General features: G+C 47.6%; 14 protein-coding genes. 13 read left to right on the forward strand and 1 reads right to left on the reverse strand.

Annotation, left to right across the window (positions count from 1 at the left end; translation table 11 throughout):
* Positions 1-61 precede the first annotated feature (61 nt).
* Positions 62-5,905 carry a carboxypeptidase regulatory-like domain-containing protein gene (locus ACFO9Q_RS08340; protein ID WP_379180701.1) on the reverse strand — a complete coding sequence of 1,948 codons (5,844 nt, stop codon included), beginning with the start codon at positions 5,903-5,905 and terminating at the stop codon, positions 62-64.
* 118 nt (positions 5,906-6,023) lie between these two features.
* Here ACFO9Q_RS08340 and ACFO9Q_RS08345 point away from each other — a divergent pair, with 118 nt between their 5' ends.
* The 13 genes from ACFO9Q_RS08345 (at position 6,024) to ACFO9Q_RS08405 (ending at position 19,823) form a co-directional block, all read left to right on the forward strand.
* Complete coding sequence (locus tag ACFO9Q_RS08345) at positions 6,024-6,731, forward strand: CBS domain-containing protein (RefSeq protein ID WP_379180703.1); 708 nt, start codon at positions 6,024-6,026, stop codon at positions 6,729-6,731.
* A 77-nt stretch (positions 6,732-6,808) separates the two neighbouring features.
* Positions 6,809-7,690 carry a pyruvate, water dikinase regulatory protein gene (locus ACFO9Q_RS08350; RefSeq protein WP_379180706.1) on the forward strand — a complete coding sequence of 294 codons (882 nt, stop codon included), beginning with the start codon at positions 6,809-6,811 and terminating at the stop codon, positions 7,688-7,690.
* Between the two features lie 21 nt (positions 7,691-7,711).
* A complete protein-coding gene (gene glpX, locus ACFO9Q_RS08355) occupies positions 7,712-8,677 on the forward strand; it encodes a class II fructose-bisphosphatase (protein ID WP_379180708.1) in 966 nt (321 codons plus the stop codon).
* Positions 8,678-8,732: 55 nt separating this feature from the next.
* Positions 8,733-9,131: a nucleoside-diphosphate kinase gene (gene ndk, locus ACFO9Q_RS08360; RefSeq protein ID WP_379180710.1), complete on the forward strand. Its 399-nt coding sequence runs from the start codon at positions 8,733-8,735 to the stop codon at positions 9,129-9,131.
* Between the two features lie 107 nt (positions 9,132-9,238).
* Complete coding sequence (gene fsa / locus ACFO9Q_RS08365; RefSeq protein ID WP_379180712.1) at positions 9,239-9,883, forward strand: fructose-6-phosphate aldolase; 645 nt, start codon at positions 9,239-9,241, stop codon at positions 9,881-9,883.
* Between the two features lie 580 nt (positions 9,884-10,463).
* Positions 10,464-11,372 carry a UTP--glucose-1-phosphate uridylyltransferase GalU gene (gene galU, locus ACFO9Q_RS08370; RefSeq protein WP_379180714.1) on the forward strand — a complete coding sequence of 303 codons (909 nt, stop codon included), beginning with the start codon at positions 10,464-10,466 and terminating at the stop codon, positions 11,370-11,372.
* Positions 11,373-11,473: 101 nt separating this feature from the next.
* A complete protein-coding gene (locus ACFO9Q_RS08375; RefSeq protein ID WP_379181281.1) occupies positions 11,474-12,091 on the forward strand; it encodes a sugar transferase in 618 nt (205 codons plus the stop codon).
* 34 nt (positions 12,092-12,125) lie between these two features.
* Complete coding sequence (locus ACFO9Q_RS08380) at positions 12,126-13,316, forward strand: glycosyltransferase (protein ID WP_379180716.1); 1,191 nt, start codon at positions 12,126-12,128, stop codon at positions 13,314-13,316.
* 30 nt (positions 13,317-13,346) lie between these two features.
* Complete coding sequence (locus ACFO9Q_RS08385; RefSeq protein ID WP_379180718.1) at positions 13,347-14,588, forward strand: O-antigen polymerase; 1,242 nt, start codon at positions 13,347-13,349, stop codon at positions 14,586-14,588.
* Complete coding sequence (locus ACFO9Q_RS08390) at positions 14,575-15,669, forward strand: glycosyltransferase family 4 protein (RefSeq protein ID WP_379180720.1); 1,095 nt, start codon at positions 14,575-14,577, stop codon at positions 15,667-15,669. The genes ACFO9Q_RS08385 and ACFO9Q_RS08390 overlap by 14 nt, the downstream gene beginning before the upstream one ends.
* A complete protein-coding gene (locus tag ACFO9Q_RS08395) occupies positions 15,666-16,826 on the forward strand; it encodes a glycosyltransferase family 4 protein (protein WP_379180722.1) in 1,161 nt (386 codons plus the stop codon). Before ACFO9Q_RS08390 ends, ACFO9Q_RS08395 begins: the two co-directional genes overlap by 4 nt.
* A gap of 28 nt (positions 16,827-16,854) precedes the next feature.
* Positions 16,855-18,321 (forward strand): lipopolysaccharide biosynthesis protein, encoded by a 1,467-nt coding sequence (locus ACFO9Q_RS08400; protein WP_379180724.1) that lies wholly within the window; start codon positions 16,855-16,857, stop codon positions 18,319-18,321.
* A 179-nt stretch (positions 18,322-18,500) separates the two neighbouring features.
* Positions 18,501-19,823, forward strand: a complete 1,323-nt coding sequence (locus tag ACFO9Q_RS08405; protein WP_379180726.1) for a UDP-glucose dehydrogenase family protein — start codon at positions 18,501-18,503, stop codon at positions 19,821-19,823.
* The last annotated feature ends 5 nt before the right edge of the window (positions 19,824-19,828 follow it).

Genomic DNA, 19,828 nt, shown 5'->3' on the forward strand with positions numbered 1-19,828 from the left:
TCCAGTATCCCCTTAGCTCAGTTAGCATCGCTCCTCATAGCTACCATCCCCTACCCTATCTCTACTCCTCATCCTCATCCAGCAGGACAATATCCAATCGTGTAACGCCATCTACGACGATCTGAGGGCGACCGAGCACGGGGATCTTGTTCGGGAAGGAGAAGTACGCAGGCAGGATGCCCGCTGGCAGATTGGTCACCGCATAATTGCCCGCTTGATCTGAGATGACCGCTCTGAGGAGCGGGGATTCAGACCTTGCCGCTCCGTTCACGGTAGTAGTGCTGAGCGCTGCCGCCTCACGGGCAGTACTCTTGCGACTCCTCTGGCGCACGCGACTAGGGGAGGCAGGGCTAACGCCTGCTTGATCGGCAGGGGCAGCAATCGGCTGGAACACCTCGACGAGAGCTTTGCGAATTGGTATTCCTCGAGCATCTGTAATGACGCCGATGAGGGTACCGAATCCGGGGTTCAAGGCGATAGGGATAGCGGTCTGCGCATCCCCATCTGCAACCGATATACGGGCGGACGACGAAGCGTAGAAGGGATTCGAGACGATGACCGTGTATGTCCCGCTTGAGAATCCTCTTAGCAGGAACACCCCGGATGCATTCGTCAGATGAGTGGCGACGAGTACATCGTTGACGTCAAGCACATGGACAGTTACCCCAGGGACTGGGGAACCTGTCACCTCATCGGTCATCTGCCCGGTGAAGGTCTTCGGTCCCGGAGGCAGGGACAGGTTCAGACGACTGGGCAGCCCTGGTCGCACAGTGACCGGTTCCGTTGCAATCTGCTGAACAGGAGTGATAGCGGTCACGAAGGTCTCACCTGCACTGCTGCTCTCCACCCGGTACTCCCCAGCTGGATTGGTAATGACCGATTGAATCAGCACCTTGTTCGCATCCGATACGATGATGACGGCTCCTGGAACGGGGAGAGGATTCGGCAAGGTCGTGACGACTTGACCCTCGATGACGGTATTCACCTTGACCAGCGCCACATCCAGAGTGACCGTCTGTCCGGCTCCTACTAGTGCGGAGGACTGCTCGGCTACGTAGCCTGGCTGGGTAATGGACAAGGCGTAGTTGCCAGGCGAGAGGTCGAGCAGCTCGTAGACACCGGCAGCATCCGTCTCGATCGTAGAGAGAGGAGGGCCGAAGTTGTTGAACTGTCTCACCTCTACGGTTGCTCCTGCTACCGGCGACCCGCTGCCCTGCTCACGAATCGTTCCGACAATGGAGCCTGGCAGAGGCTGCAGCGCGAAGCTGTAGCGGGAAGTCTGATTCGGCAGGATGATGAATCCTCCCAGGCTCGCAGCATACTTATCGAGCGTCGCGATGATGACATAGACGCCGGCCGTTAATCCCTCGAAGGAATAGGAGCCATCGCTTCCGCTGACTGCAGTGCCGATCAAGGCGACCTTGGAATCCAGGATTCGAATATTGGCGCCGGATAGAGCCGTGCTCGTAGAGAGATCCGTTACCGTACCAACCAATCGTCCGGGCTGAGGAATGAGCTTGAGCGAAGTCTGGGCACTCTCCCCGGCACGAAGGACGACTCCCTGGGTCAGGGTGCCGAATCCGGTCAGCACAGCGGTCAAGGAGTAGGTACCAGGCGGCAGATTAGGGAGCGTGAAGGCGCCGAATTGATTAGAAGTCGTAGCGCCAATGGGAAGGCCGGTCTGGCCATTGATGTTAATTAACACCCCTGACAGGAATGCCCCGCTGCTGTCAGTGACCGTACCGCTCAAGCTGGACAGCTGCTGCTCAAGTATGGCAGTTAAGGAAGTCGTCACCTTGCTCGCGATATTGACAGTGAAGTTGCCGCTCGTGAAGCCCGGAACGACTACATTAATGGTGTAGGCGCCTGGCAGGAGATTGTCGATGAAGAAGCCGCCCTTGGAATCAGAGAATAGAGTCTCGAGCAGCACGCCTCCGTTCGTATATAGCTTAATCTGCGTAGAGTTGTTCACGATGGGCTGGCTGCTCGCTCCGTCGATGACGACTCCGGATAGGCTCCCGAATTCGAACGGGAGGGAAGTGCTCGCGCCAGTCACTCTGCCGCTCTCTACCGGGGCGCCGACGACCGTCGTCGTGTAGCCCGGGGCAGAGACAATGACACAATAAGCGCCAGGCGACAGATTCTCGATGAGATAATTGCCGAACGGACTGGAGGACACAGAGACGACCGCGATACCAGTCGCGTCAGGTGTGCGAATCTGAATACTGGCGCCTGGGATAGGCTCTCCCGTCAACCGATCCGTAATCTGTCCGCTGATTCCTCCAGGAAGCGGAGCGAGCACGAAGTCAACATCCCTAACGACCAGTCCAGGGGTGATGCTCACACCGAGAGTCGCTGATCCGAAGCCAGGAGCGCTGGCGACTAGTGTGTAAGACCGAGGAGCTAAGCCTCCTACGACATATACGCCTGAAGCATCAGCCTGCCCGACGCCGAAGGGGGTCTCATTCTCATCCAATACACGGACGGACGCTTGAGGTACAGGATTGCCTGAGGTGTCCTTCACCCCACCGCTAATCTCCCCTGGCAGAGGACTAAGTGTAATCGTCACGTCAGATACTCCGTCTCTCACAACGACAGCACCCTCTGCACTGGAGCTGTAGAGCTGGGAAGAGGCCTTGACCAAGTAACTGCCTTCACCAAGGTCATTGAACTGGAAGGTGCCGTCTGCCAGCGTGATGGTGTTCTGAATAAGCAGATTACGTATATTGTACAGCTCAACCGCGACTACCCCGACTGGAGGGGAGACGACGCCACTGATGCGGCCTGGACGAGCAGCTAACCGTAATGACACCGGGGTCGTTGTGTCTGACAACACAATCGCCCCGAACGTCTGGCTCTGATAGCCGCTGGCGGCAGCGACCAGCGTATAGTTGCCAGGGGATAGATTCCCGATCCAGTACGTACCGTCGCCGCTCGTAATGAAGGTGCCGACGACGAAGCCTGATGTGTCGAGGAGATTAATGGAGACATTGCCTAAGGCCGCTCCCGTAGCATCATCCACTACCGTTCCCTGCACCGCCCCGGGATTCGGGAACAGGACGAAGCCTACTTCCTCAGTGGCGCCAGCGCGCAGGAAGGTAGAGCCGGCCGCCCCTTGACGCCCAGCGATTGAAGCGAAGACGATATAGTTGCCTGGTGCCAGATTAGGAATGACATAGGCGCCTGTTGAATCGGTAACCTGCCCGCTCATGACGATTCCGCCGAAGGCCGTGCGGGCCTCGACCGTAGCCCCCGAGAGCGGACTGCCATTCTCATCCCTGACTATGCCGATAACCTGCCCCGGCAAGGGGCTGAGTGTGAAGGAGAGCTCGCTTACCTGCTCGGCCTTCACCAGGGCCGCTGCGAAGGCGCTCTGGAAGTCGGATGCACCTATCGTGACGATATAGTTCGCAGGATTGAGATTCGTCGCGCTATATCTGCCCTCGGTATCGGTAATGATGCGGACCAGGATGGCGGTGCCGATCGGGGAATCCTGTTGAATCGTAATCAGGGCACCGCTGATCGGCTCGCCGGCAGTGCTGATGATTCTCCCAGATATCGTGCCGACCAGCCGCTTCAGCTTGAAGTCCAGTACCGTCGTCTGCTGGGCAATGACCACCGTACCTTGCACGACGCGGCCATAGTCGACTGCAACCGCAGCAGCATTGTAGCTCCCCGGGCTCAAGTTCGCGATTGTATACACACCCTCATTGTTCGTAGCAATACGGGCTACGAACACATTGCCGAGGATGAGACGAATGACTGCATCCACGAGCGGTACACCGTTCTCATCCGTAACCTGACCTGTAATGACCCCAGCCAATCGAGTTAGAGTAATCGTGTTCAGCGTCGTCTGGTTCGCGAGGATACGTGCTCCGATCGTCTGGCTGGCATAGCCCTCCTCCGAGTAGAGGACCGTATAGGTACCCGGAGCCAGCGATTCGATCGTATAGGCCCCGTCCAATCCACTGACCGCAGTCTGGATCGTCAGTCCCTCGCTGTTGAACACTCGAATACTTACGCTCCCCAGAGGCAATCCGTTCGAGCTGTCGAATATCGTACCGCTGAGCTGCCCCGGCTGGGACGCCAGCGTTACGTCTGCCTTCGTGAGCCCCCCGGCCCTGATGGAGAATCCAACGACCTTCGTCACATAGTTCGTCTGAGAGGCGCGCAGCCGGTAGTTCGGATCAGGCGCGAGACCGACGAACGAGTAGACACCGTTGGCATTCGAGGTCAGGATCGTAACGGTATTGTTCCGATTATCCAACACATCGAGAGAGGCACCGGCGATAGGAACACCACTCTCATCCGTAACGATACCGGTCAGGGTGCCGGGATTGATACGAAGCGGTATGTTGAATGCGAGTGTCTCACCCGATCCGAGGACCGCTTGCAGGTTGGCAGACTGATAGCTGCTCTGGGAGACTCCGACGCGGAAGCTGCCGGATATAAGGCCTGACACGATATAGAACCCGGCGGCATCCGTCACGGCGGATCCGGCTACGACACCGACCGAATTGGTCAGGACGACGAGCGCCCCTTCGATCGGAGCTCCGCCTGCAGCGCTCGTCACATACCCCTGCAGGGTGGACGGGAGCGGGGTGAGCAGCACATCCTCTGTTCGGACAAGGCCAGGAATAACCTCCGTCTGCCGCTTCTCTGTGACATACGCGGGCAAGGAGTAAGTCGTCACATACACATCCTTAGGGAGATTAGCGAACCCGTAGACGCCCCCCTTGTCGGTAGCTGTGACGGCGGAATAACCCCCGTTCAGTCCGGTGGTCACGACTTCCACACCGCCGAGCGGAAGTCCAGTTGACTTGTCTTGGAGGAGACCGGATAATCCTCCAAGCCTGGATATCACCTCCACATTCAGCACGCTTGCAGCAGGTGTCAGCCGATTGCCGGTGAAGGAATCTACGCCTGTAGCTTCAGCTGCATTCAGCTGGCGGGTTCCCCCTTCGACATAGACAGCGGCCAACGAATAGGCGAGCTCCACAGACTGCCCCGCCGCCAGATTGCCAATATTCCAGCTAAGTATCTCCCGATCTGAATCATAGACGGCCTTCCCGAGTGACAGGCCGAGGATCGCGAAGTCCGTCACCAGATCCGGAGTGAAGCGGGTCGTGATGAATACCGTCGTTGCAGGGCTCTTGCCGGTGTTCGTGACAGACAGGACTCCGGTAATCTTCGTATTCTGCCCCCCAATGACATCCCCGCCGGTATCTGCCTTCTGTACGATGCTTAGGCTGGCCTGAACGCTGCCGCCTTCCAAGGAGAATGGGTCGCAGAATAAGTCTGCCGGCGAAGTGCCGGTTCCAATCACATCCTTGTTGATATTGTTCACATTAGCCGACGTGTAGTACAGCAATCTCAGGGGCGAGGAGGCAGTCACGCCTAGTGCACCAAGCAGCACACTCGCCGAGATCGTGAAGTCGAGGAAGGTATCGACCTTCTCCCCGCCCAAGGCTGAGTTGTCCCCGGCAGCGACCGCTCGAACGATATCGAAGTTGCAGATGGGAATCGATGCATTAGGCTTGCCCTTGCCGTCGACGCCTTCGCCCGCATCCCTTAGATTGCCTGCTTGCTTCACGGTATTGCGAATGAGATCAAGCGTCTGTGACTTGCCATTGACCGCGAGGAACCAATCGATCGTGCTGCCGTCCCCATCCGTATCGAACGCCACTCCCCAGATGAAGTTATCGAAGCCAGTCTTGAAGACAGGGTTGCCAGCCAGCCGCAGACGGAAGTAGACAGCCAGGCCATCATACGCATAATACGCAGCAGGGAACTGGCTATTGCCGACTATGTCTACTCGATTAGGCGACTCATCCTTCACTGGATCGCCAAGAGGCACCCCGCCTCTAGTTAGAGCCACATACTGATTGTCCGCAGGGAATCCCATTAAGTCATTGCTCCTCTCCTCACTACATTCCGTAATGTATATGGAGGGAAGCCTGTTCATTATACCCCGTTCAATCATCCACACTATTAAGATATATAGTGCACACTATTACACTAATGTGATATATTATTGGCGACTTCATTGGTCATATATTCCACTCAGGGAGGGGCGACAACGTATTAATCTATCGGCCAGACAATTACAGTTAATAGACTTAGTGAAGCAGCATGCGCCGATTACCGGTGAAGGGCTGGCCGAGAGGCTGGGTGTCAGCCGTCCTACGCTGCGCTCCGACTTGTCCCTGCTCGTCATGCTGGGGCTGCTCGATGCGAAGCCGAAGGTTGGTTATTTCCTAGGCAATACCTATCAACAAGAGAATGCCGCTGTACAGCGAATGAAGAGCATGAAGGTACTTGAGATTAGCGGAGTGCCTGTTAATGTGCCGGACACGCTGTCGGTGCAGGATGCGGTCATTACGCTGTTCACCGAGAATGCGGACACGCTCCTCGTCATTAACGATCAGCAGCAGTTCGCGGGCATTGTCACGCCTAAGGATCTGCTCAAGATCACATTAGGCAATCCGGCAGCCGGCAGCATCCCCGTCTCGATGGTCATGACCCGCTACCCGAACATTACAGCGCTCGTTCCTGAGGAATCAGTCGTAGATGCCCTTCGCAAAATGATCCTGCAACAAGTCGACTGCCTGCCCATCCTCCAGAGAGCCGCACGAGGGGGGAGCGAAGTGGTCGGTTGGGTGACGAAGTCAAATGTCATTCACCTCATGTCAGATCTCATTACAGAGTCCGGCGAGCCGCCGGGCCCCTGACTTAAGGTTCCAGCCCAATGCCATTCGTCTCATGTCGAGTCCAGCTACTGAAGGATGAATAGGAGGAGCACATAGGAATGAGTACGCAGCAGCAGATCATCTATATCTGTTCGGATGCAATCGGCGAGACAGCGGAGGCGGTCGCGAAGGCGACACTGCGTCAATTCTCCTCCGAGCAGGTCCAATTGAAGCGCTATGGACATATCAAGTCCGAAGACGAAGTCATCTCCATCGTAGATAAGGCGGAACGAAGCGGCGGCTTCATCGCCTATACGCTCGTACAGCCGGAGCTGCGCGAGCTCATGAAGGAAGAAGCGCAGCATCGAGGCGTCCGCGCAGTGGATGTGATGGGGCCGATGATGCAGGCCTACATCGATACATTCGGCTCCTACCCGAGCCGGGAGCCGGGCCGCCTTCACTCCATTGACGACAGCTACTATCGCCGGATGGAGGCCATGGAGTTCGCCGTCAAGTACGACGACGGCAAGGACACGAGAGGATTGACCGAGGCCCAGGTCATCCTCATCGGGGTATCGAGGACGTCGAAGACGCCTCTCTCGATCTTCCTCTCCCACAAGGGCATCAAGACGGCGAACCTGCCGCTCATGCCTGAGGTCAAGCCGCCTCAGGAGCTTCTCATGCTCACCTCAGTGACCACACCACTCACACCTACATCACAGACCTCACATACACCGCTCATCGTCGGCTTAACGATGCAGCCCCAGCTCCTGCTCGACATCAGATCTGAGCGGCTAATCGCACTCGGCCTGCCCGATACGGCGAAGTATGCGACACTTCAGCGCATTCATGAAGAGCTCGCCTATGCCGCCCAGATTATGGACGAGCTGGGCTGCCCGGTCATTGACGTATCTGGCCGTGCGATCGAAGAGACGGCAGGCATCATTACGAGCTGGCTGGACAGCAGACGGTATGAATCTGTACAAATATTGGCAACCTGATAGAATGGGGGCTTCCTAATCATGGAACGCGAATTAGCGCTTGAACTGGTAAGAGTGACTGAGTTAGCCGCCCTCGCCTCCTCCCCTTGGATGGGGAGAGGGGATAAGAACAGTGCAGATGGCGCTGCGACGGAAGCGATGCGCAGCATGTTCGATTCCGTCTCCATCCGCGGAACCGTCGTAATTGGCGAAGGCGAGATGGACGAAGCACCGATGCTGTACATAGGGGAGCAAGTGGGCTCCATGCAAGGACCGGAGGTAGACGTGGCCGTCGATCCACTGGAGGGAACAGAGATTGTAGCCAAGGGGCTCAACAATGCGCTCGCTGTCCTTGCAGTTGCCCCTAAGGGACAGCTGCTGCATGCACCTGACATGTATATGGAGAAGCTGGCGGTCGGGCCTGCCTTGGCAGGCAAGCTGAGTCTGCGCGACTCCATACGAACCACGATAGAGAAGGCCGCGCTCGCGCTGGCCAAGCCTATTCCGGACCTGACGGTCATGATTCTCGACCGTCCGCGGCATGCGGATACGATTGCCGAGCTCCGCGAGGCGGGCGTGAGGATTAAGTTTTTGTCCGACGGGGACGTGGCGGGAGCGATGGCGCCTTCTTTTGCCGAGACGGGCATTGATCTGTATGTAGGCTCGGGCGGTGCGCCCGAAGGGGTGCTGGCGGCAGCGGCGCTGAAGTGTCTGGGCGGAGAGATTCAGGGGCGGCTCATGCCGGAGAATGAAGAGCAGCATCAGCGATGCCTCTCGATGGGGATCACGGATCCGCGGAAGATTCTATACGTCGATGATATGGTAGGGACTGGGGACGTCATCTTCGCAGCGACTGGCGTCACACCGGGCGAATTCCTGGGCGGAGTACGTTACCTGCCCGATCAGCGTGCCGAGACTCACTCCATGGTCATGCGGGCGAAGACGCGGACGATCAGGTACGTGAAGTCCTTGCATTACTTGCCGAACAAGCCGCTCCTGCGGAAGTAGACAACACACATCACACATCACACATCACATAGCTAACGACAAGGAGAGTGCACACATGGAACGTACATTCGTAATGGTGAAGCCGGATGGGGTTAAGCGCGGATTAATCGGGAGTATCATGGCCAGATTCGAGAGCAAGGGCTTCGAGCTGGTTGAAGCGAGGCTGATGACGGTTACAAGGGCTGTCGCCGAGGAGCATTACCGCGAGCATGCACACAAGTCCTTCTTCGGTGAACTGGTCGATTACATCACATCAGGCCCTGTATTCGCGATGATCATGACCGGACCGGATGCCGTCAAGAATGCCAGATCTCTGATCGGCAAGACGAATCCGTCTGACGCAGCGCCGGGAACCATTCGAGGCGATTATGCCATCGATGTAGCGAGCAATGTCGTGCACGGATCCGACTCACCAGAGAGCGCGGAGCGGGAGATCAGAATTTTCTTTCATTAATATAGTGTCGAATGTAGCGCTTCCATAATTGCCAAATGGTTCGTCCGCATGGAATGCGTGTAAGCTATTGTGGAGCTCATAACCTAACCTGAAGGAGTGAAGATATCATGAAGTTCTTCTTGGATACAGCTAATGTGGAGGAGATTAAGCGTATTGCGAAGCTAGGCCTGGTGGATGGGGTCACGACCAACCCTTCCCTGATCGCGAAGGAAGGACGTGACTTCCAGCAGGTCATTCAAGAGATCTGTTCCATTGTCTCAGGTCCGGTTAGTGCGGAGGTCATCGGAACGAAGGCTGAGGATATGCTGAAGGAAGCGTTCGAGATTGCGGAGTGGGCGCCGAATGTAGTCATCAAGCTGCCTATGACCGAGGACGGGCTGTATGCTTGCCATGCTCTGACCGAGAAGGGGATCAAGACGAATGTCACCCTCATCTTCTCCGCGGCACAGGGGCTCATGGCAGCCAAGGCAGGAGCTACCTTCATCTCCCCGTTCGTAGGACGTCTGGATGATATCGGGGTGGAGGGGATGCAGCTCATTCGTGACCTAAGCACCATCCTTCGCAACTATGATTACACCTCAGAGATCATTACCGCGAGCATCCGCCATATCGGACATCTGGAGGCTGCAGCTGTAGCCGGTGCCCATATTGCAACCATTCCAGGATCGATCCTGCCTTCGCTCTGGAAGCATCCGCTGACGGATATTGGGATTGACAAGTTCCTGGCGGACTGGGGCAAGATGCAGAAGTAACCTGATCATATCCTGCTCGTTCATCGCTCCAGCTCTATGGCTGGGGCGTTTTTATTTTTCCCCTGAGGGGGACGACCTCGTTCGACACCTTCTGCATCTAGGAGCTTATATAATAAGGTCGCTTAGTTACGTAACGTATCATATAACCCCAATTCCTGCTATGAAAACAATTACAGAAAGGAAATGACTTCCAATAGTTTTTTCAAAAAAGTGGTTTACAAGAAGGAGTTGTGTGATCTATAATGACATACATAAGCGATACAGATTGTATCATTATACAAGTAAGACTCACCCACACCACGAGAGAAGCACACAAGCAAGGAGTCAGGTAATGTCTCCCGCACCTCTATCACTGGGGACACTCGGCTATGCTGTGGGTCAGATATGACCTTAGACGTGAATCGTCGGTGGTGTAGCGTGAGGAAGGGTTCAATGCCCATTCACAGGGATTGGAATAGATGATCTAACAGCACGAGCTATACTTTATTCCGCTTAGGGGAACAAGGTATAGCTCGTACTATTAGCAACAGGTCGAGACTAGGATAGAGAGAATAATACATGGATAGGGTAGGGTGATTGGATGAAAAAAGTTCGTAAAGCAATAATCCCAGCTGCTGGTCTCGGAACAAGATTCTTACCTGCAACGAAAGCCATGCCGAAGGAAATGCTCCCCATCGTCGATAAGCCAACCATTCAGTACATCGTGGAAGAAGCGATTGCTTCAGGAATTGAAGATATTATCATCGTAACCGGCAAGGGCAAGCGGGCAATCGAGGATCACTTCGATATCGCGTTCGAGCTGGAGCACTCCCTGGTAGAGAAGGGCAAGTATGAGCTGCTTGAAGCGGTTCAGCGTTCCTCTAATGTAGACATTCATTATATTAGGCAGAAGGAAGCGAAGGGACTCGGCCATGCTGTATGGTGCGCTCGCAACTTCATCGGAGATGAGCCGTTCGCCGTCCTGCTCGGAGATGACATCGTCGAAGCCGAGGTGCCTTGCACCAGACAGCTAATTGAGCAATATGAACGTACAGGCAAGTCGGTCATTGGGGTGCAGGCAGTCGGCGTCGATCAGACACATCGTTACGGCATCGTAGATCCAGCCTCAGAGCCAGATGGAAGACTGGTGGAAGTGACTAGATTCGTGGAGAAGCCTGCTCAAGGCCATGCCCCCTCGAACCTGGCCATCATGGGCAGATATGTGCTCACGCCAGATATCTTCGAGTTCCTCGAGCTGCAGGAACGCGGAGCCGGCAACGAGGTTCAGCTGACGGATGCCATCCAACGATTGAATGAAGCTTACGGAGTCTATGCCTATGACTTCGAGGGCATTCGATATGATGTGGGCGAGAAGCTCGGATTCATCCTAACTACGATCGACTTCGCCCTAAGGAACGGCGAGCTGCGATTACCCCTAGTTACAGCATTGGAGGAATTACTGGACCGGGAGAGATCCCAACAACTTCTAATATCAGGGAGAGATAACTAATGAGTGCGATGAATAATAGGCAACCGCAGATGGAGTCAGAGATTGCTGCTGCTGTGCAGCAATATAGCACGACTGGGCATACAGAGTCCCAGTCACTCAATATGACATTGAATGCTGCAGCCAAGAGAGTCATGGACATCTCTGGTGCCCTGGTTGGCCTTATTATTCTGCTTCCTGTATTCATCATCCTCGCTATCATCATTAAGTGGAGTGACCCGAAGGGCTCTGTCTTCTTCAAGCAGAAGCGTATCGGCAAGGACTCGAATATCTTCAGCATCATTAAGTTCCGCTCTATGGTACATAACGCAGAGGAGAGGCTTAAGTCGGATCCGGTGCTTCATACGAAGTATATCGCGAACAGCTACAAGCTAGATCCATCCGAAGATCCTCGTATTACCCCCATCGGACGTATCTTACGCAAGACCAGCTTAGATGAGCTTCCTCAATTAATTAACGTGCTGCGTGGCGAGATGAGCCTCGTCGGCCCGCGACCTATCGTGAGGGATGAACTCCAGGAGTATGGAGACAAGGTTGACGATTTTCTCTCCGCTAAGCCTGGCGTCACCGGTTACTGGCAGGTCAGCGGCCGCAGCAACGTCAACTACCCCGAACGTGTCGATCTCGAACTTCATTATGTCTATAACCAGTCGGTCTGGTTTGATATTAAGATTTTACTCAAGACAGTATGGATTGTTGTTTTGAAAAGAGGGGCTTATTAATTTCCGAAAAAATAGAAAATAGGGAGCATGGAGGATGTCAAACAAGCTGAAAATTGTATTCGCAAGTCATACCTACATTGGTGGTCCATATGTAGTGGGTTCGCATCACTTAGCGCGAGAACTTTCAAAGATGGGGCATGAAGTGTTGCACATAAGCACACCAATTACTCCATTTCACATATTAAAAAGGAAAGATAGTTCAACTTCTAAGAGGCTAAAATTGTGGCGTGAGATGTCTATAGAGAATGAAGATCTTATTAATTGTGTTCCACTCTCATTAATTCCATGGAGAATAGCTGGAGAGATATTCAGAAAAACAAAAGAGAATCATTTGTTGACTACTATTTTGTTGCCTTCACTAAAGAAAATATTAAATAAAACTTTTAAAGGTCCAGTCGATGTATTACTTATTGATCAGCCTTATTTTGTTGGTATTAACAAATACATCAATGCAAAAAAGATAATTTACAGGGCTACAGATCTCTATCCTGAAATGACTGGTGATAAAAATGTATCAATTGCCGAGGAAGAGATAATTAAAATTGCAGATGGACTCGTAGCAACTTCAGAACCAGTAAGAGAATACATTCAGTCTTATGATGAGAATCTTCCGAGTCTCTTACTTGAGAATGGTGTAGAGTTTGAGCATTTCAATAAACCATGTGAAGAGCCTAATGAAATAAAACATTTGTCACATCCAAGAGCTGTCTACCTTGGAGCTATAGATCAAAGATTAGATCTGAATGCAATTCATCAGCTAGCAGTATCTCGTCCAGATCTAAATATAATAATTATTGGACCTGCAACTACAGAGAATATCCTGCAATTCAAGGCAGAAACTAATGTGCATTTTTTAGGAGCAATATCTTATTCTAAAATTCCTTCATACCTACAGTTTATGGATATTGCATTACTGCCTTTATCTAAGCATGCATCTAACAACGGAAGAAGCCCAATGAAACTATATGAATATGCTGCATCTGGACTTCCTATCGTAGTAAGAGAAACTCCAGAGATACTAAGGAGAAATGAGTCATACATATTTACTTACAAAAACAGTGAAGATATTACTTCTGCTGTTAAGATGGCGGAAAAAAACCTGAGCGTTTTAACACGGCAATCAATTAGTAATAGTGCTGAAGAACACTCTTGGAAAACTAAAGCAATGATACTTATGACATTTATAGAGAATTTGAAATCTAAAATAAGATTGAAAAGTGGGTAATTCATCATTAATTATAGAAAAGGTGGAAATATGAAAATTAATATTATGGATAAATTACTAAGACCGTATAACATACTGATGTTAACTGTAATATTAAGTTTCATAGCTTGGATCTATCCTAATGAAAACATAAGAAGAGGATTTCATATTAAGGAATCATTAACAAGTGAAGCGATAGTAATATTAATTATCTGGTATTTTTTAATTTACTTCTTTTCAAGGATAAGCTACCTTCTAGGTAGAAAAATGAAAAAGAATAGCGATATCGATGTTATCCCTGATATTAACTACTATAAAGTTATAAGTCTTATAAGTTTTATTGGAGTGTCGTATGTGTATTTAACAATCCTAACTACTAATCCTGATTTTCTCATGTACGTCTCTGATAGTAGTGTAAACCTAATTAAACAATCGTTATATGATAATTATGAGACAGGACTTCACTCACTAAGATATGTATCAATTCTTGGTGGAGCAATTGCTCTATATCGAATAACAACTTTAAGAAAAATCAGTGTACTTGATATTATAAACCTTATTCTACTGTTTATGACCTCATTCATATCCTCAAGACTATCCATTATTCTAGCTACACTAATATTTTTGGGAATATTGATTCATAGAAAACATAAAATATCAAAGAAGAGTATTGTAACACTCGGGATTGTATTATTCTCACTGCTAACCATAATGAACTTCTATAGGAATGCAAACTATTATAAGGATTATTACAATTTAGAAAATCCAGTGTTGATGAACATTTCAGAAATAGTTACTTACCTTGGTTCACCATTTCAAGTTAGTGTAGGGGTAGCGAATAACATAGGTAGGATGGATTTTAACGGGAATTCCGATAATGTGTTCTCGTATTTAGTCCCAACATATTTACATGGGATATTTAATATTCAATCTACATATGCGAATAATTACAGAAACTATGTAGATATAGATGAAGGATTAACTACAAATTCAGCATTCGCAGATATGAATTCTAATGTTGGAGGATACTCATTCATAATTATTTTAATGATTGTGTCTTTGTTCTCTTATATTGCTGGGACATTCTATAATTATAACAGCTTAATTTTTATATTTAATTATGTTATATGTTATTGTTTTGCGGAACTATGGAGGACATTCCTATTTAATACCGGAATAATACATTCGCTGTTATTGACGCTAGTCCTCGTAGTTATTCTCAATAAGATATATGTCAACAATAGAATAAGAAAAAAGAAAGTTATGAGAGGAGAAGTACATGCTTACAATTGATTTAAGAATGCTTAATCACTCTGGTATTGGTACGTATCTACAAAATTTAGTTCCAGTAGTGATAAACAACTTAAGGGACATAGAGATTTGTATGTTAGGTAATAAAGAGCAACTTGAAAAATTAGCAATAGATAATTTAACCACCATAGACAATATTAAAATAGTTGCTATGGATTCACCTATATATTCTATAAAAGAGCAAAAGGAGTTGCTTGAGAAGATTCCTAAGCAAACAAAATTATTCTGGTCTCCCCATTTCAATATACCAATTTTTTATAGAGGAAAATTATTAGTCACAATCCATGACGTTTTTCATTTAGTAATGAAGGAACATATAGGAGGGATACACAAACAACTATATGCAAAGTTAATGTTTAAAGCGATTAAAAACAGAGCTAGCAGCATAATTTGTGTCTCTGAGTTCACAAAACAAGAACTAATTAATCACAATGGTTCTGGTAAGCAAAAAATAGTAGCTATCCATAATGGTATTAATAAAAACTGGTTAGAAGTGATAAAAAGCGATTCTCTTAAAGAAGAGGATCCTTTTTTATTATACGTTGGTAATGTAAAGCCTCACAAAAACTTATCTACTCTAATCAATGCATTTAACTTAATTAAGGATGAGATACCACATAACTTAATTATTATTGGAAAAAAGGAAGGGTTCTTGACAGGTGATAGCAAAATTTTTGATGAAGTGCAAAAAACGAATGGTCGAGTTAAATTCACTGGTTTCATTGAACAAGACACATTAGAACAGTATTATGCTAATGCAGATTGTTTGGTGTTTCCTTCCTTATATGAAGGGTTTGGTTTTCCTCCATTGGAGGCTATGGCTACAGGTTGCCCAGTTATATCTTCAAACGCAGCATCGCTCCCTGAGGTATGTGAAGATGCTGTAGTTTATATTAATCCGTTAGATTCAGATGATATTGCCTCAAAGATTGTTAAAACGTTAGGTGATAATAAATTAAGAGAAGAAATCGTAATTAAAGGAAAGAAACAGGCGAAAAAATTTACATGGGATAATTGCGCTAAAGAAACAATCAACGTGATTAAGGAAGTGGTTAATCAATGAAAGTAGCAATAGTTCATGATTGGTTGGTTACATATGCAGGAGCAGAAAAGGTTCTTGAGGAGTTACTAAATGTTTTTCCTGAAGCAGATTTATTTAGTGTCGTAGATTTTTTGAGTGATAGAAGGTTTATAAAAGATAAAAAAGTAAAAACATCATTTATTCAGGATATACCGTTTTCAAAGAAAATATATCGAAATTTATTACCTTTAATGCCATTAGCAGTCGAACAATTTGATTTATCATCATACTCATTAATTATCTCAAGTTCTCATGCAGTAGCAAAAGGTGTTATTACTGGACCTAACCAACTTCATATATCATACGTTCATACTCCAATTAGATATGCATGGGATTTACAACATCAGTATCTTAGAGAGGCAAATCTAACTAAAGGTTTTAAATCATTAGTAACTAAGCAGTTACTTCATAAAATAAGACAATGGGACATTAGAACTGCTAACGGCGTGGATTACTTCATATCCAACTCTAATTATATATCTAGACGTATATGGAAAACTTACAGAAGAGAAGCTGAGGTGATATACCCACCTGTTGATGTCGAATCATTTAATTTGGACGAAAATAAAGAAGAGTATTATTTGACAGCTTCAAGAATGGTACCATACAAAAAAATGGATATCATTGTTGAAGCATTTTCGAAAATGCCTGATAAAAAACTAATTGTTATTGGTACTGGACCTGAAATGAATAAGATAAAAAAGTTCCAGTCAAGCAATATTAAGCTGCTAGGATATCAAAGTAACGAAGTTTTAAAGCATCATATGCAAAAAGCAAAAGCTTTTGTATTTGCAGCAGAAGAGGATTTTGGGATAACACCTGTGGAAGCACAAGCATGCGGAACACCAGTTATTGCATTTGGCAAAGGTGGTGCTTTAGAGACAGTTCAAGAAAAGAATAACAAGTATCCAACGGGAATTTTCTTTGAAGAACAAACTGCATCATCTATAATTCAGGCAGTTAAAGAATTTGAGAGTGAATCATATTTATATACACCAATAAACTGCAGAAATAATGCTGAAAAATTCTCGAAATCTAATTTCAGATATAACATAAAGTCATTCATTGATAATAAACTACTGGAAAGTAGATTGTTGGAACCTAAATCTCTTGAGGAACACCTTGTACTAGTTAGATGAATAGGGATCAGCAGTAAGGAGTTGCATCATGTCTCTATATAAAAGTTCTATGTGGTCAATAATTCAAACGATTGCAACACAGATTGTAACATTGGTATCAAATGTATTATTAGCTAGATTATTAGCTCCTGAAGTATTCGGGCTTCTAGGTATGGCTACTTTATTTACAGGGTTGATTATAATAATTCAAGAGGTCGGAGTAAGTTCTTATTTAATATATAAACAAGGTATAAATGAAGAATTCTTATCTACTATTACAAAAATGAATTTAATATTATCTCTTCTATTGGCATCCTTGCTTTATTACTTCTCATACCCAATTGCAGAATTTTATAATACTCCAGAAATTGAAAGTATTATTAAGTACATCTCCTTAGGAGTTGTACTTGGCTCATTTGGAATAACTACGAGAGCAATACTGCAAAAAGAAATGAAGTTCAAAAAAATCGCACAAATTGATGTTGTTGCGGAAGTAATAACTACTATTGCATCCGTCGCTTTAGCGATTTATGGTTATAGTTTGTTGGCGATAACTTCTAAGCTGTTGTTTCGACCTGCAATTCAATCAGTTTTGTTCCTCCGCTCTGGTGGGTTTAAGCATTTAATTTCAAGGGCTTTTAGGTTTGATATTTTAAGAGACATGTTTAATTACTCCTATAAGGTATTAGGAGGTCAGATTCTAGTTTATTTTAGTGGTATCTGTGATTACTTCTTAATTGGTAAGTTCATGGGTAGTAGAGAACTTGGTCTTTACACGATGGCTTTTAACTGGAGTTTCATTGTTAGAAATTTAATATCTTATGCGGTAAGTAAGGCTGTTTTCTCTGAATTCTCAAAGCTACAAGACAATTTAATAGTATTAAGTGAAAAATATTTAAAACTAATAAAAATTATGGCGTTTTTCCTTATGCCAATTTGCATTGGCCTTTCTTATGTTGCATCAGAATTTATTAATATTTTGTATGGTCAAGAGTGGAAAGAATCAATTGAATTACTACAGGTGCTTATGATAGCAGGGCTATTTAGTGGTATTAGTACGATGAGTAATTCCTTATTTAAAAGTATTGGAAGACCAGATCTAGAGATTAAGTTATATTCGATTGCTATCGTATTTATAATTATTTTTGTTTACTTAGGTTCAATTTACGGTCTTCTAGGTGTTTGCTATGCAATGTTGATAGTGAATGTTGGGATTTTCTTTGTTAGAAGTATAATGAGTTGCAAATTATTAAATATATCAATTTTAAGTTATTTTAAGTCATTTACTCCTAGTTTGATTTGCACTCTAAGCATGTTTGGTATTCATTTGATTTTAAAGTTAAGTATATTTACTTTATTAAACGAGTTAGTTAATTTGTGCATTTCTGTAATTATCTCGATAGTATCTTATATAATACTCTCTTACTATTTCAATAGAGAATGTTATAACTTAGTACTTCCAAGAATAATAGCAGTAAGAACCAAGTTGAGCAGAAGAACGGAAAGAGCGTACTGAATGCATATTTAGCACCACTCAAAAATCATTAGAGTTACTATTAATACCCAACAAGGAATCGCAAGTAGAATCCCCCACAGACATCCTGTTGGAAAAGAGCCTTCATTCGATCTCATAGCAACAACCTCCGTCTTACGAACAACCTATAGATAAATATAGTATACCCGGGAGTGAGAGAAATGAACATTACGGTTATTGGAACTGGTTATGTCGGTCTAGTATCTGGTGTCTGCTATGCAGAGATCGGGAATAAAGTCACCTGTGTGGACAAGGATGAGAACAAGATTAAGCTGCTTAATCGCGGAGGCATTCCGATCTATGAGCCTGGACTGCAAGAGCTGCTCATGGTGAATGCGGATGCCGGTAAGCTAACCTTCACTACCGATCTGGAGAGTGCTGTTCGAAGCGCGGACCTTGTCATCATAGCTGTCGGGACTCCACCGCTGCCAAGCGGAGAGGCGGATCTTCGATACATCGAGGGAGCCGTACGTGAAGTAGCAAGCTCTATTCATGGCTATACCATCGTTGCGGTGAAGAGCACCGTTCCTGTCGGAACGAATGACCGTGTGAGACAGATAATCGCAGAGGGCACAACTCAGGAGTTCGATGTCGTGTCGGTCCCAGAGTTCCTAAGAGAAGGTTCTGCCGTTAAGGACACCTTGAATCCGGACCGTATCGTCATCGGTGCGGACAACAAGAGAGCAGCAGATATCTTGGTAGAGCTGCACATTCCTCTCACCGAAGAGATTGTGGTGACGGATATCCGTAGTGCCGAGATGATTAAGTATGCTTCGAATGCCTTCCTGGCCACGAAGATCTCCTTCATTAACGAGATTGCGAACATCTGCGAGAAGATGGGAGCAGACGTAGGAGAGGTTGCGAAGGGTATGGGACTGGACCGCCGAATCGGACCTGCCTTCTTGAAGGCGGGGATTGGTTACGGCGGTTCTTGTTTTCCCAAGGATACGAAGGCTCTCATACAGATCGCTGGCAATGTGGAATATGACTTCAAGCTGCTGAAGTCGGTCGTAGAGGTGAATCAGACGCAGCGTTGGGGTGTCATTGATAAGCTCTATCGTGCGCTAGGGTCCCTCTCCGGTCGGAAAATCGCCATCTGGGGCCTGGCCTTCAAGCCAGGAACAGATGATGTGCGTGAAGCACCGGCAATTGAGATTATTGAGAAGCTGATTGAGCTTGGAGCTACGCCGAAGGTGTACGATCCGGTCGCGATGGATAACTTCCGTGAACTGATGGATCATCCGTCTATCTCTTGGTGTCTCAATGAGTGGGATGCGGTGTCGGGCTGTGATGCGGTGTGCTTGCTGACGGAGTGGGAAGAATTCTGCAACATTGACCTCCACAAGGTGGAGCAGCTGATGGCTCGCCCCGTAATGGTCGATGGTCGCAATGTGTTCGGAGCGGAGCAGATCAAGCAGACGTCCATCGCGTATTATCCAGTTGGCCGCCCCCCTATTAATGACAAGATTGAAGAGATTGTGTAGATCTA

The organism is Paenibacillus sp. GCM10023252, from assembly GCF_042653305.1.
Lineage (GTDB): Bacteria > Bacillota > Bacilli > Paenibacillales > Paenibacillaceae > Pristimantibacillus.